The sequence below is a fragment of the Clostridioides sp. ZZV15-6597 genome (assembly GCF_020657815.1).
Taxonomy (GTDB): Bacteria; Bacillota; Clostridia; order Peptostreptococcales; family Peptostreptococcaceae; genus Clostridioides.
The window spans coordinates 69,899-84,986 of the sequence record NZ_JAGWCT010000004.1 but is presented as its reverse complement, the minus strand read 5'-3'; the positions used below and the strand labels follow the sequence as shown (position 1 = coordinate 84,986).

Below are 15,088 nucleotides of genomic sequence, written 5' to 3'. Positions count from 1 at the left end.
CAATTACATTTAATTATTCTTGGAGAAATTAAATGTAATTTAATTAAATTGCGTAATATAGTATATATTGATATAATAATTTATATAGTAATCAAAATATATAATAATGAGGTAGCTTATAGATGAATGAGGTAGATATATCAAAAAATATTACTGAATATAGAAAAAGAAAAAACATGACTATTAAAGAACTAGCTAATTTAACAGGTGTTACTTCATCTTTGCTTAGTCAAATAGAAAAAGGAAGTGCTAATCCGTCTATTAATACATTAAAACAAATTTCTAGTGCCTTAGATATACCATTATTTAATTTTTTTATAAATGATGTAGATACAGAAAGCTTAGTAGTTAGAAAAGAAAGTCGTAAAAAGATTATGTTTTCTGAAGATGATAGCTTTGCATATGAATTACTAACTCCAAACTCAAAAGGAGAAATAGAATTAATGCTTATGAAAATACCACCTCGAGGCTCATCTTCAAAAGAACAGTTTAGTCATAGAGGAGAAGAAGTTGCCTATGTAATTAAAGGAAATGTAAGGATTTATTTAATGAATCATGTAATTGATTTAAATTGTGGGGATAGTGTAAAAATACTTCCACACTCAAATCATAAATGGGAAAATATAGGAGACTGTGATTGTGAGGTTATATTTGCAGTAACCCCACCATCTTTTTAAAATTTATATAATATTTGTCTAAACTAGTACATGGTAGATTTAATACTAGAGATAGAGAACATGCAGAAGAAGGGGCTGTCTCAAAATAGAGATAAGCCTCTTTTTCATTGTTGAAATTATGAAAATATAGTTGATTTCATACAAAAAAGAATGCCTCATGAACTAAAAAGTTCATATTTCAATTTTACATTTAGCAAGGATTGATAGTACTCCAATGTCATTAATTATAAGTATTAGATTTGAGGTAAGTCTAGCTGTTCTTTGATTACCATCATATAAGACTTGACAATAGGACAACGATAAATTTATTATAGCCTTTTATAAGGGTTTAGTTATTTATGTCACTTACAAATAAATCATTTAATAGATTGGTTTCTATGCACTCATATTGAGTAGTACCAGCTATTCCTATGCTACCATTTCTAAAATCTCCAACGATTAGAGCTCCATCTTTTGCAACTATTTTATGTATAGAGCAAATTGTATCTTTATTTAAAGATAAGTTTTCTTTGTTACTTAATTTTATTACATAATCCCATGATGATTTTATATTTAGTCTTTGATTTTGGTCACTTAATTTATGTCCACCTATTGTTATACTATCAATCAATGTTTGTATTTCTGGGAATGTAAAGGGATTATTTTCTAGGTAACCCATATCATATACAAATTCACTTATCATTCTTCTAATGTATATTAAAATATATATATCCACTTTCAATATTTGCTGATTTTAGACTAATGTATTATTCATTGTAGTTGTGCCTCCAATTGCATATGATTTTACTTCATTAGTTGAAAATGGCACACTTTTTCCATCTGTTAATATTATTGTTGCTTTATCTCTTGCTGCTACAGAAGCTATACTTATTGCATCTGCTTCACCCTTAAAAGCATTTGTTAGCATAACAGTATTAACTTTTTGTTTAGAATTTATTTCCTTTGCAACATTATAACTAGTTTTTATTCTATCATCCCCATCAATTCTTTTTACATTGAATCCTTTTGATGTTAATGTATTCTCTACAGATTTACTTATTGATTTTATCCCGCCTACCAAATAAACTGTTTTTACTTTGCTTAATCTCTTCATTGTCTCATTTGGTATACTGCTATTTTCAGATAAAAGCATTGGTGCATTTAATGTTCCTGACAATCCACTAGCACTTAACCCATCTGCTATGGAATCACTTAAATTAACTAGTATCGCAGTGTCATAATTTTGCTTATCTGCTATAAGTCCTGCTGTTTCATATATTGTAGATACTTCAATTTCCTCTACTGAATTAAGTGCATAAGATTGTTTTGGAAAACTAACTATTAACATTGTTATAACTAACCATAGTGATAGTAATTTTTTTGGTAATTTCGTTATAATATCCCCCTCATTTGTTTAAAATAACTTTACCTAAATAGTAATATATAAATACAAAAAAGTCATCTAAATTAATAGAAGACTTAATTATTCTAAGCTACTTTTTCAATATATTTTTCATTAACAACATAAGTCTTAAACTTATGTACTACCATAATATCTTGCATGTTCTCTAGTGTCATTATAACTCTAACACATTTATTCCTAATTTCTTTTGGTAATTCCAAGTCATTTATTAAATTTACATAATCATCATATCTGTACATTTAATATTCCTCCCAAAGTTACTCTAGCATAAATTATAGTACTCTAACTCTTTTTTTTCAATAGAAAATCTTAATCCTGATATAGAATAGTTTTATTTGATAATAAGAAGTTTATAATATATTAAAATGAAACTCAATGCTATAGCTAAAGAGTAAACATACAATTAACATATGATGTATAGCTTGTAGCGTATTAAGTTATGGACGATACTAAAGGAATAATTTCCATAATAAAACAAAGAGATTAGCTTGCGATAAATCAAATATACAAGAACTAAGTTTATGTAAACATAAGATTAACATTAAGATGTTACACTCATACCAGAGTTAAGGATTAGCTCTAAAGCCTAACACTTATCAAAGTAAACATTAAGATGTTATATTGGTGATTAGAAATACAAATATAAGATAAATTACGGAAAATATTAAAGTGCAATTATATATTTACAGTACTTTACAATACTTAAGGAGGAATATTATGAAAAAACCAAAAAAACTTATAGTTATAGCGGCTATTACAATAACTCTAGCAGGGTCGGGGGCATACATAGGGCTTAATAAAAATGCAGAGGCAAAACAACAACAGCAAATGAATGCAACAATGAACACTCTATCAGTAGAAAAAGGAAACATAAAATCAGTTGTATCAGCTGGAGGAAAAGTTTCTTTAATTAATGCAGATGGAAACAATCCAAATGCGATTAAAATAACTGTATCAGTAAATCAATATGATATATCTCAGTTAGAAGTAAATCAAACGGTTGAGGTAAATGCAAAGGCATTTCCAGGTGAAACTATAAAAGGAACTATAACTGAAATATCTAACAAAGCAGAAGAAGGAGAGAGTCCGACATACAATGTAACTGTGGCAGTTTCTAATCCGATACTTGAAGTTGGAGAAAGTAAATACGAAGAAATAAGTGTAAGAAAAGGACCATCTAAAGAATATGGAAAAGTAGCTAAAATAGAAAAAGGAGATAAATTCCACATATTAGAAAGAAAAGGAAGTTGGATGAGAGTTAAACTAGAAGACAACACACAAGGGTGGATACAAAAATATGGAGTTAAGTTAGAAGGAATAGATAAAAAAGATGTAAAAGTAAAAATAGCTAGCAATGATACAATTCTTAGAAAGAATAATGCATCTAATAGTAAGAGTCTTGGGAAATTATTGCAAGGTGAAGAAGTAACAATTCTAGATAAAAAAGAGAATTGGTATAAAGTTGAAACTAGTGACAAAACTACTGGATGGATTTTAGAAAATAATTTAACTATACAAAGTCTTAAAGATGGTATGTCTGTAACAGGTACAATCATAATAAACGAAAAAAATGATGTAATAAAGATTCCTGTAATGGCTGTTCAAAAAGATGAAAAAGGATACTTTGTTACTACTTCAAGTACAAAAGAAAAGAAATACATTGAAACAGGAATTACGGATTCAGAATATATAGAAGTTACAAAAGGACTTTCAGAAAATGAAAGTATAAGTATACAGTCATTTAAAGGTCCTGTTGAAAATTCAGAGGCAGACTCAGGCTCAATGATGGAAAAATCAATAGGATAAGAGAGGTGATAATATATGAGTGATTATGTAATACAAGCTAAGAGCTTAGTGAAATCATACAGCATAGGCGATGAAAAAATAACTATATTAAAAAAGGTTTCACTAGATATTAAAAAAGGTGAATTTGTATCTATAATAGGTCCATCAGGTTCGGGTAAATCAACTTTTATGAATATTATTGGTTGTTTAGATTTAGCTGATAATGGTGAATACGTACTGGACGGAAAAAGTATAACATCACTAAGTGAAGATGAGTTAAGTGCTGTAAGAAACAAGACAATAGGATTTATATTCCAAAGTTTTAACTTATTAAATAAATTATCAGCTTTAGAAAATATAGAACTTCCTCTTATATACCAAGGTAAAACTCCTAAAGAAAGAAGAAAAATAGCACTAGAATGTCTGAAAAAGGTTGGACTACAAGATAAATTAAATAATAGGCCGAATCAATTATCTGGAGGGCAACAACAGAGGGTAGCAATAGCAAGAGCTCTAGCTACAAATCCACAAATACTTCTAGCTGATGAGCCAACAGGAGCACTAGATAGTAAAACAAGTAAAGAAATACTTGAAATATTAGAAGGTCTAAACCAAGAAGGTAAAACTATAATTATGATAACTCATGACATGGATATAGCAAGAAATGCTAAAAGATTGATAAGAATTAGAGATGGTGAAATTTTTGAATAGGAGGTGGCGTATATGAATATTTTCCAAATAATTAAGATGGCATTAGGAGAAATCAAAGCTAATAAACTACGTTCATTTCTTACTATATTAGGTATATCAATTGGCACGGCCAGTGTAATTTTATTCGTTACAATATCTATAGGTAGTAAACAAAGTATGTATAAAAGTTTTGAATCAAAGCCACTAGATTTAATAACTGCAAGTGTATATGGAGATAAAAAAATAAATGAATTTGATATAAAAGTATTAAAAAGTAGTTCGAATGTAAAAGAAATATCTCCAGAAATAAGTGATTCAGTAACTGTGAGTTACGATAAAAAAGATAGTAAAAAAAGTATAGTTGGAACAGATGAAAACTATTCAAAACTAAATAACACTAAAATTAAGAGTGGTAGATTTATTATGCCAATTGATAATGATAAATCAACTAAAGTTGTAGTATTAGGTAGTAAGGTTTCCAGTGAATTATTCCCTAAAGGAGATGCACTTGGAAAAACAATAAATATTAAGTCTATACCATACAAAGTTATAGGCGTATTAAGTAAGATTGATGAAACTTATAATAGCCCAGAAGATGATACTATATATATGCCTTATAAAACAGCACAAATTGTTTTAGGAATAAGTGACATATCTAAATTAAATGTACAATCTACTTCAAATAATAGTGTTACAAATACAATGGATGAAATAAAAGCTCACTTTACTAGAAAAGGTATGGCACCGAACGATTCTTATGTATCAAGTAATAAAGAAATGATAGATTCAATGAAATCAATGGATGCTACTATGAACCTAATGGTAGGAGCAATAGCAAGTGTATCTTTATTCGTAGCAGGGATAGGTATAATGAACATGATGCTAGTATCTGTAACTGAGAGGACGAAAGAAATAGGTATAAGAAAAGCTTTAGGGTCTCCTAGAAACTTTATACTAGTACAGTTCTTAGTAGAATCTCTTACAATAAGCTTAATAGGTGGAATAGTAGGATCTTCAATAGGTATACTTGGGTCATTCCCAATACTAGGAACAATGGGGGCTGAGCCTTATATAGCATGGAATGTGGTATTTGCTGCAGTTGGATTTGCCATATTTATGGGAGTAGTATTTGGAATATCCCCTGCAAATAAAGCATCTAAGTTACAACCAATAGTAGCACTTAAATCAGAATAAAATTATACATCAAATAATTTGTTAGATAATTAATCTATTATTTAGCAAATCTAATAAATATTAGTTTTATGAAAAAGGTAATAAAATAAAAAATATATAAAATAAAAGGAGAGAAAAAATGAAATTTAATAAGAAATTTACAGCAGCAGTAATAGTATCAATGGTAGCTCTTAGCGTAATTGGATGTGAAGGTAAGAAGGAAATAAATAATACACCAAAAGAAACAGAGCAACAGAATAATTTACCAAAACCAAGCGAGGAACAAATAGAAAAAGGTCTTGAAGATGGAACAATAGGACGTGATCAATAAAAAATATATATGATTACATCAAATACTTTAGTATAATGTAAAACATAAAAATAAATCCAGTAGCTAATAACAAGATACTGGGTTTATTTTTATTTTATATGATTAATATTTAATAAAAATCAGTGGTATACTTATCTTTAATATACAAAATAGGTACACTTATAAATAAAGTTAACATTACTTATTATATAATAAGTAGATGGATATTTTATAATCCCAACTAATAAGCTTAAAATATATAAATATATCGCCAACACGTTGTTAAAGCAACAGATGCAGTCGTTGTCGATATGAAATAGAGTATCTACATATGGCTTAAACGAAGCAAGCTTATAGCTTCTTTACATATAAAGATGAAATATATTCAAAGAAAACGTTGACAAAATATGTCTAATGTTTTATCATAATAATTGGAATTAGGTAGTAATTGTTTAAGTACAAGCTAAGCTTATTCATTAATAATAGCAGTATCCTTGGAAGGATTGTGCCCATTATTATGGATAAGCTTTTTTTATGCTCAAAAGGAGGATAATCATGATAATTAATAAGATATTAAATAATAACGTTGTAATCACATTAGATGACAATGATGAAGAAATTATTGTCATGGGTAAAGGCATTGGTTATCAAAAATCAAAAGGCGATTTAATAGATAAAACTAAAGTAAACAAAGTATTTAGGATATCAAATAAAGAAATATCAAATAAGTTACAAGAATTACTTAATAATATTCCTATGGAGCACATGAAATTATCAAGCGAAATTATAGAGTATGCACAAATAAAGTTAAACAAGAAATTAAATGAAAGTATTTATATATCATTAAGTGACCATACATATTCTGCAATTCAAAGAATGAAAGAAGGGATAAACGTAAAGAATGCAATACTTTGGGAAACTAAGAGATTCTATAAAGAAGAGTTTGAAATTGGAATGAAAGCACTTGATGTTATTGAAAGCAAAACAGGTGTAAAATTACCAGAAGATGAAGCTGGATTTATAGCCTTTCATATAGTAAATGCTCAGTTAAGTGAAGGTCATACCTTGGCATCTGATATTACAAAGTTAATACAAGAAGTACTTAGTATAGTTAGATATCATTTTAGAATAGAATTTCATGAGGATTCTGTATTTTATTATAGATTTATAATGCATCTGAAATTTTTTGCCCAGAGATTACTTTCAAATAGTGTGCATGAAGGTGAGACAGATAAAGAATTATTAATCATTATTAAGTCTAAATATAATAAAGAGTTTGAATGTGTAGTTAAGATTAAAAATTTTATTAAAAAACAATATAACTACATATTAACAGATGATGAACTTATATATTTAACAATACATTTAGCTAAAGTAGTTAAAGATTCAAATATGTAAGATGAATAATTTTTCAGTAGTATATAGTAAGAGTTATTGAAAGGAGTGATACTAACAAAATTATACCTATGGTTGGATGGTAACATTGAGTTGGCCAAACCTTCAAATTTCAAAAAATTTATTTAAAAGAAATATGGAGGAGAAAATGGGAAAATACAAACAATTAGCACAAAGCATAGTAAAAAATGTTGGTGGAAAAGAAAACATTAGTGGATTAGTACACTGTATTACAAGATTACGTTTTAATTTGAAAGATGAAAGTATAGCAAATGATGATGTATTGAAAAATATGGAAGGTATTGTTACTGTAATGAAAAGTGGAGGACAATATCAAGTAGTTATAGGAAATCATGTTGAGGCTGTCTATAAAGATATAGTTGAAATAATTGACTTAGATGACTCAAGTACAAATTCAGAAAATAAAAAATCAGGTAGTATGCTAGATAAAGGTATAGATATAATATCAGGGATTTTTCAGCCAGTACTAGGAATAATGGCAGCCTGTGGGATGTTAAAAGGATTTAACGCTTTATTTGTAGCAATGGGATTATATAGTGATATATCTGGTGGATATATGGTAATAAATGCAGCAGGAGATGCATTATTTACATTCCTTCCTTTATTTTTAGGATATACTTCAGCTAAGAAATTTGGGCTAAAACCAATGTTGGGATTAGCACTAGGAGCTGCAATGTGTTATCCTGCGATACAAGGCAGTAGTATATCAGCAGGTGCAGATGTGCTGTACACTTTATTTAAAGGAACAATGTTTGCATCACCAGTATATATTGATTTCTTTGGACTACCAATGATATCAATTGATTACACTGGGACAGTTGTACCAATTATATTTATAGTGTATTTTGCATCTAAGTGTGAAAAATTATTTAATAAGATTGTTCCAGACTTAGTTAAGTTTTTCTTTGTGCCAATGCTTACATTATTAGTAACAGTACCTGTTGCACTTATAGTTATAGGCCCTATAGCAACATTTGGTTCTACACTTATTTCACAAGTTGTAATTTCGATAAGAGATTTTAGTCCACTATTAGCAGGTGCTATAGTAGGGTTCACTTGGCAAATTCTTGTTATTTTTGGTATGCACTGGGGATTCATTCCTGTATATATAAATAATGTTATGACTTTAGGATACGATAATGTCATGATGCCATTCTTTGCTTGTACATTTGCAAGTTCAGCAGTTGTATTAGCAATATTCTTCAAGACTAAAGACAAGAAGTTAAAAGAGATGGCAATACCAAACTTTATATCTGGTATATTTGGAGTTACAGAGCCAGCAATTTATGGAATATTATTACCTTTAAAGAAGCCATTTATAATAAGTTGTATTGCTAGTGGTATTGGAGGAGCTTTTTATGGATTCTTTAATCTTAGAAAGTTTATAACTGGAGGGATGGGAATATTCGAACTTCCAGCAATGATTGAACCAGATGGAGGAATGGGTAACTTAATAGTAGCTCTTTCTGGTATAGCTATATCAATGGTTGTAGCTTTTGTATTAACTATGGTTTTATATAAAGAAAAGGAAGCAAGAGAAGCTAAAGAAGTAAAAAATAATGTAAAAGAGGAAACAAAAGAGGTTAAGTCTGCTAAATTAGAAAAAGAAATAGTAGTAAGTCCTATAAAAGGTGAAGTCTTAAATTTAAGCGATATAGAGGATGCTGCATTTGCATCTGGTGTACTAGGTCAAGGTGTAGCAATAATACCTAGTGATGGAAAAGTAGTTGCACCAGTAGATGGAGTGGTTACAACCTTATTTCCTAGTCTACATGCTATAGGAATTCTTTCAGATACAGGTGTTGAAGTGCTTATTCATATTGGATTAAATACTATTCAGTTAGAAGGAAGAGGTTTTGAGGCATGTATAAAGCAAGGTGATAGAATTACAAAAGGTCAAACGATATTAAACTTTGATATTGATGCAATAAAAGAGTCAGGGTATAGTGTTGTAACTCCAATTGTTATTACAAATTCATCACAATTTTTAGATGTAGTAGAAACAGAAAGTAAGAGTACCGAATTAGAGGACAATCTGATTACAGTTATATTTTAGTAAAAAACTAAGGTATTAGCATAGGTTAATGCCTTAGTTATAATTTCAGGAGGCTTAACTATGAGTTTTAAAAAAGATTTTCTATGGGGAGGGGCTACTGCAGCTAATCAATGTGAGGGCGGATATAATAAAGACGGAAGAGGATTAGCAAATGTAGATGTATGTCCAACAGGAAAAGATAGAACAGCAGTTATTACAGGAAAATTAAAAATGTTTGATTTTGATGATGAGCATTATTATCCAGCTCAAACTGGTATTGATATGTACCATAATTATAAAGAAGATATAAAGCTATTTGGTGAAATGGGATTTAAAGTATATAGAATGAGTATTGCATGGAGTAGAATATTTCCAAAAGGTGACGAAGAAACACCAAATGAAAAGGGGCTTCAATTTTATGAAAATATATTTAAAGAATGTAAAAAATATGAAATAGAGCCACTAGTTACTATTACACATTTTGATTGTCCAATGTATTTAATTGAAAAGTATGGTGCATGGCGTAATCGTAAAATGATAGGTTTCTATGAGAAACTATGTAATGTTATCTTTAGAAGATATAAAGGCTTAGTTAAATATTGGTTAACTTTTAATGAAATAAACATGATTTTACATGCTCCATTTATGGGTGCTGGTATTTGTTTTGAAGAAGGCGAAGATACTGAAAAGATAAAATATCAGGCTGCTCATCATGAACTTGTAGCTAGTGCAATTGCAACTAAAATAGCACATGAAGTTGATTCAAATAACTTAGTTGGTTGTATGTTTGCAGCTGGAAGTGTATATCCTTATAGCTGCAATCCTAATGATGTATGGGAAGCTACAAAGTTAGATAGAGAAAATTATTTCTTTGTAGATGTACAATCTAGAGGAAAATATCCTAACTATGCATTAAAGTATATGGAGCAAAAAGGTATTACACCAGAAATGGAACCTGGTGACATTGAATTACTGAATAAATATACAGTAGATTTTATTTCATTCTCATATTACAACAGTCGTTGTGTTAGAACTGATGAAAATGCAGATGATGTAGCTGAAGGAAATATATTTACATCTGCTAAAAATCCATATCTTTCATACAGTCAATGGGGATGGCCAATTGATCCATTAGGTCTAAGAATTACATTAAATCATGTATATGATAGATATGAAAAGCCACTATTTATTGTAGAAAATGGATTAGGTGCAAAAGATATAGCTGATGAAAATGGTTATGTAGAAGATGATTACAGAATTGATTATTTAAGAGAACATATAAAAGCGATGTATGATGCAGTTTCTATAGATGGTGTAGATTTATTAGGTTATACTACATGGGGTCCTATTGATTTAGTAAGTGCTGGCACAGGTGAAATGGAAAAGCGTTACGGATTTATATATGTAGATAGAGATAATATCGGTAATGGAAGTTTGAGAAGGACGAAAAAGAAAAGTTTTGAATGGTATAAGAAAGTAATTGCTTCAAATGGTGAAGATTTATATTAAATAAGAAGAATATAAAAATAATAGGGGTATAATTTTTTCTCTGTAGCAGGATTAACGAAGAGATTTACTGAAAAGAGAGAGATAATTTATTTTGTACCAAGAGATGAAAAAGGCGAGCTTAAATTCTAGGCTTGTCTTTTTTTATTAAATATAACTTATAATGCTTTAAAATTTATGAAAAACTTATTCAATAGATATATTAAAAATTCAATGGTAATCAAATTCTTTACCAATGAATATAAAAAATATCTTCGTGTTATAATAGTTTAAACTAATGAACGAAAGGTAGATGAGTGCATATGAAATATCAACATATAATTGAAGTTAATAAAGACCTTTGTATTGGATGTGGACTTTGTAAAAATGATTGTCCAGTAAATAATATAAGTATAGAAAATAAAAAATCAGTAATTAAAAAGCAAGACTGTCTAATGTGTGGACACTGTGCAGCAATCTGTCCCAAAGAAGCTATTACACTGACAGGATTTGATGAACCACCTATAGAACTTACAAATAAGCCAAACTTAGACTCAGATGAATTACTAATGGCAATTAAATCTAGAAGAAGTATCCGGAAATTTAAAGATAGAGAAGTTTCTTCAGAAATTGTAAAGAAAATTATTGAGGCAGGTAGATACACACCTAGTGCTAAAAATTCACAAGATGTATCATATATTGTTTTGGACAATAAAAAAGCAATGTATGAAAAGGAGGCAGTGAGATTTTTTAGAAAAATCAAACCTATTGCAAATATTGCTGTTAAATATTCAAAGGAAATTGAGATTGATGATAACTTTTTCTTCAAGCATGCTCCTATTGCAATAATGATAATTACAAAAGATAAGATTAGTGGTTCACTTGCAGCATCTAATATGGCACTAATGGCAGAATCTTATGGTCTGGGGGTTTTATTTAGTGGATATTTTTCAGATGTAGCAAATAACTCACCAAAGTTAAAAAAGCTTCTAAGTTTAAAACACAAGAATCATGTTCTCACAACGCTAGTTATTGGATATCCAGATGTTAAATATAGACGTACTGCACAAAAAGAGGCAGCAAGTGTTAGATACTTATAAGATATGGAGGATTTTATGGAAAAAGAATGTCAGCAAAGAATAGAAGAAATAACATCTAAATTTAAAGACTGTCGTAAAGCTATTTCTGCTATGGGTGATGAAACTAGACAGTTAATTTTAATAACACTCTTAGAGAGTGACTTCAATGGTATACGAGTAGGAGAAATTACAGAAAAAACACATCTTTCTCGCCCTGCTGTATCTCATCATCTTAAAATATTGAAAGAAGCAGAAATTGTTAATGTACGTAGAGAAGGGACTAAAAACTATTATTATCTTGATTCAAAAAAATCGCAATGGAAATCACTAACAGAGCTAATAAATCTTATATTTGTTGGAATACAAGATATTGGTGAAAATGATGTAAGAAAAGGTGAGTAAATCAAAGTGATTTAGCAAAAAGGGGTTGTCGCACTAGAAAATAGTGCTACGCCCTTTTTTGTAAGTTTAATGTTTGTAATTAAATAAATTATTAAAATTAACAACTTATTATTTTAAAGTAGTATTAGTCATTTTTATGATGGTTAATACAATTTGTTAGCCATTTTATAGAACCTTGCTCCCTGATAATAGCACCATCAAGAACTATATAATCACCAAAATCATTGCTATGAAGAGGAGGCACTTCACTATAACGTTCCATTTGACTGTATAAGAATTTAATCCTTTCTTGGTGTTGAAACAACTGATGCTCTAATAAAACAAGCCTAGTGTCTATATCTAAATTATTAGAAAAGTACATTTTAAGACGGAAAATATCTTTTTCAAGCCATTCTAGAAACTCATCTTTTCCTTTTTCTGTAATTTTATATATTTTTTTCTAATACATCACCGCTAATTTCAATATACACATTATAATAAATGATTTTCTTATAGAGATATTCTTCAAGCCTAAACCACAAAGCCCTATTGATTTTACAGATAATTAGTTTAGTTCTAGTTTCACTAAATTTACTATAATAAGCAATAGACATGATTATGTCTTAAAGCCATTTAATGATACAATATTAAACTCATTAAATAATAATGGATATGATGTTATTTCAATAGGTAAAATTAATGATATTTTTGTCATTTGAGCTTTTCAAATAGAATATGTCATTTTAAATCAAAGAAACCTCATAGCTATCAAGTATAACTTTTTTATTCTCTTGTGTCATAAATTTATATTACTATAATTTAAGAAGATATGTAATTTAAACAATAAAGTCATATAAGAAAAAAATATATAAATACATACATGAATGTTAAGATTAGTTGATAGAATTTAAGCAATAAATCTAATACTATAAACATAGGAGGTATGAAAAATATGATTAATACGAATTTGAAAAGACTAAGAAAAATTCATCAGTACACACAAGAGGAATTAGCTGAAAAACTTAATATATCTAGACAATCAGTAGCAAAATGGGAAAATGGCGAATCTACTCCTGATATAGATAGTTGCATTAAACTTGCAAAATTGTACAATGTCAAACTAGATGACTTAGTTAATCATTCAGAAGAAAAAACAGGTATTGTAATACCACCTAAAGGAAAATTTTTCTTTGCAGCTGTCGTAGTTGGTGAACGTGGTCAGATTGTTATTCCAAAAGAAGCAAGGGATGTATTTAATATAAATGCAGGAGATAAATTATTGATACTAGGAGATGAAGAAAGAGGATTAGGAATTGTTCATCAACGTGATTTGATAAATTTTATAGGTCATATGGGGGTAATAGGTAAAGAATAATAATTTAAAAAAATTATAAAAGGATGGATAAAATATGAGTAAAATAGTATTTTTTAGTATTCCTGCATATGGTCACACTAATCCTACAGTTGAAGTAGTTCGTGAATTGGTAGATAGAGGGAATAAGGTATTGTATTATCCTTTTAATGAATTTAAAGATAAAATTGAAGGTGCTGGAGCAAAATTTATTTGCTGTGATAAATATCTTCCAGAATTACATCCTGGAGACGAGAAAAAAATTGGGAAGGATTTTTCTGGGTTAATTGAGATGATAGTAGATACTACTATATCTTTTTTATTAGTATTAATTATAAGTATTGTAGGTATAACAGGGAGTGTTGTATATAACAATTACTTTAAACCATGGAAGGATGCTGAAATATATATTAATAAATGTATGGTAAAGCAAGATATTTCAGAAGATAATATAAAGAGTATTACAAAAGAAAAAGCAAAGAAAGCAAGCTACAAAGGAATACTATACAGAGTATATTACAAAGATGACCCTCAATATGAATATCAGTATTTTTATAGTGATGATTATTATGCTCTATATGTAAATAAAGTTATGTTACAGATTTATGATATGGAAAATAATAATAAACTTTTAAAAAGCAATGAAGAATTAAAAAGTGTGAAGCATCCACCAATTTATCTTAAAGATGATAGGGATAGATAGGTTCATGACAAAATAGGGGGATTTTTATGGAAATTTACTTGAATATAGTACTATCACGTTTAAATAAAAATAAACTTAGGACTTTATATACTGACATAGAATTTATAGTCACTAAAAATTTTTGTAGTATTTAAGTATAAAGTACATAGTGATATAAGAAGATTAAGACTAATTTTAAAACTATAAATTTGCAATTTATTGTCAGAATATATTGACAAAAGTAAAGTTTGAAATTATAATTTATATCAAGAATAGTTTGACAAAATAAAAACTAGTGACTTTATATTTTAGTAAATTTATTTTTTATTGTTAATTTAAGAATAATTTAGGACTACTATAGACATATAGTTTATCATTGATTTAATATGACAAATAATTGTTATTCCTAGAAATACGATTTCTAAAGTCGCTAGATATAGTCTAATTTAAAGAGGGGGGAGGTATTAGTAGATACAAATTTGTACCTAAAGAAGACTTAAAAGAAATAATTAAAATAAGGTATCTTTTAACAATAGTAATAGGTATGTTATTAATTTATATTAGCTATTTTAAGAATAATTTAAGACGTATATAAAGCGTAAATTATATATCTAATATTAAA

General features: G+C 28.5%; 16 protein-coding genes and 1 pseudogene. 13 read left to right on the top strand and 4 right to left on the bottom strand.

Annotated elements, in window-relative coordinates:
• Positions 1–122: 122 nt before the first annotated feature.
• The gene (locus KGF52_RS02065) at positions 123–677 is read left to right on the top strand and encodes a helix-turn-helix domain-containing protein (RefSeq protein WP_227838985.1); all 555 of its coding nucleotides are present in this window, start codon (positions 123–125) and stop codon (positions 675–677) included.
• A gap of 328 nt (positions 678–1,005) precedes the next feature.
• Here the strand turns inward: KGF52_RS02065 and KGF52_RS02060 are convergent, their stop codons facing one another.
• The 3 genes from KGF52_RS02060 to KGF52_RS02050 all read right to left on the bottom strand — a co-directional run bounded on the left by KGF52_RS02060 (position 1,006) and on the right by KGF52_RS02050 (position 2,318).
• Positions 1,006–1,359 (bottom strand): hypothetical protein, encoded by a 354-nt coding sequence (locus KGF52_RS02060; protein WP_227838984.1) that lies wholly within the window; start codon positions 1,357–1,359, stop codon positions 1,006–1,008.
• Positions 1,360–1,410: 51 nt separating this feature from the next.
• The gene (locus KGF52_RS02055) at positions 1,411–2,004 is read right to left on the bottom strand and encodes a cell wall-binding repeat-containing protein (protein ID WP_285894673.1); all 594 of its coding nucleotides are present in this window, start codon (positions 2,002–2,004) and stop codon (positions 1,411–1,413) included.
• A 140-nt stretch (positions 2,005–2,144) separates the two neighbouring features.
• Positions 2,145–2,318 carry a hypothetical protein gene (locus KGF52_RS02050; protein WP_021369998.1) on the bottom strand — a complete coding sequence of 58 codons (174 nt, stop codon included), beginning with the start codon at positions 2,316–2,318 and terminating at the stop codon, positions 2,145–2,147.
• Positions 2,319–2,796: 478 nt separating this feature from the next.
• Here KGF52_RS02050 and KGF52_RS02045 point away from each other — a divergent pair, with 478 nt between their 5' ends.
• From KGF52_RS02045 to KGF52_RS02005, 9 genes are all read left to right on the top strand, one after another.
• Entirely contained in the window at positions 2,797–3,885 is a 1,089-nt protein-coding gene (locus KGF52_RS02045; RefSeq protein ID WP_227838983.1) for an SH3 domain-containing protein, read from the top strand.
• A 15-nt stretch (positions 3,886–3,900) separates the two neighbouring features.
• The gene (locus tag KGF52_RS02040) at positions 3,901–4,575 is read left to right on the top strand and encodes an ABC transporter ATP-binding protein (protein ID WP_227838982.1); all 675 of its coding nucleotides are present in this window, start codon (positions 3,901–3,903) and stop codon (positions 4,573–4,575) included.
• A gap of 12 nt (positions 4,576–4,587) precedes the next feature.
• Entirely contained in the window at positions 4,588–5,748 is a 1,161-nt protein-coding gene (locus KGF52_RS02035) for an ABC transporter permease (protein WP_227838981.1), read from the top strand.
• A 118-nt stretch (positions 5,749–5,866) separates the two neighbouring features.
• Positions 5,867–6,058, top strand: a complete 192-nt coding sequence (locus KGF52_RS02030) for a hypothetical protein (protein ID WP_227838980.1) — start codon at positions 5,867–5,869, stop codon at positions 6,056–6,058.
• A gap of 534 nt (positions 6,059–6,592) precedes the next feature.
• Positions 6,593–7,435: a BglG family transcription antiterminator LicT gene (gene licT, locus KGF52_RS02025; protein ID WP_227838979.1), complete on the top strand. Its 843-nt coding sequence runs from the start codon at positions 6,593–6,595 to the stop codon at positions 7,433–7,435.
• Positions 7,436–7,580: 145 nt separating this feature from the next.
• Positions 7,581–9,509: a beta-glucoside-specific PTS transporter subunit IIABC gene (locus tag KGF52_RS02020; RefSeq protein WP_227838978.1), complete on the top strand. Its 1,929-nt coding sequence runs from the start codon at positions 7,581–7,583 to the stop codon at positions 9,507–9,509.
• 60 nt (positions 9,510–9,569) lie between these two features.
• Positions 9,570–10,997, top strand: a complete 1,428-nt coding sequence (locus KGF52_RS02015) for a 6-phospho-beta-glucosidase (RefSeq protein ID WP_227838977.1) — start codon at positions 9,570–9,572, stop codon at positions 10,995–10,997.
• Positions 10,998–11,296: 299 nt separating this feature from the next.
• Entirely contained in the window at positions 11,297–12,073 is a 777-nt protein-coding gene (locus KGF52_RS02010) for a nitroreductase family protein (RefSeq protein WP_227838976.1), read from the top strand.
• Positions 12,074–12,088: 15 nt separating this feature from the next.
• Complete coding sequence (locus KGF52_RS02005; protein WP_227830281.1) at positions 12,089–12,454, top strand: ArsR/SmtB family transcription factor; 366 nt, start codon at positions 12,089–12,091, stop codon at positions 12,452–12,454.
• 124 nt (positions 12,455–12,578) lie between these two features.
• On the opposite strand, the gene KGF52_RS02000 is transcribed toward KGF52_RS02005, so the two are convergent.
• The gene (locus tag KGF52_RS02000; protein WP_255646287.1) at positions 12,579–12,815 is read right to left on the bottom strand and encodes a hypothetical protein; all 237 of its coding nucleotides are present in this window, start codon (positions 12,813–12,815) and stop codon (positions 12,579–12,581) included.
• A gap of 561 nt (positions 12,816–13,376) precedes the next feature.
• Between KGF52_RS02000 and KGF52_RS21580 the strand changes: the two are divergent.
• From KGF52_RS21580 to KGF52_RS21570, 3 genes and pseudogenes are all read left to right on the top strand, one after another.
• Positions 13,377–13,568 (top strand): annotated as a pseudogene (locus KGF52_RS21580) (helix-turn-helix transcriptional regulator); the annotation flags it as partial.
• Between the two features lie 30 nt (positions 13,569–13,598).
• On the top strand, positions 13,599–13,808 hold the full coding sequence (locus KGF52_RS21575) for an AbrB/MazE/SpoVT family DNA-binding domain-containing protein (RefSeq protein WP_413894797.1): 210 nt from the start codon (positions 13,599–13,601) through the stop codon (positions 13,806–13,808).
• Between the two features lie 34 nt (positions 13,809–13,842).
• Positions 13,843–14,487, top strand: a complete 645-nt coding sequence (locus KGF52_RS21570; RefSeq protein WP_413927383.1) for a DUF3139 domain-containing protein — start codon at positions 13,843–13,845, stop codon at positions 14,485–14,487.
• The last annotated feature ends 601 nt before the right edge of the window (positions 14,488–15,088 follow it).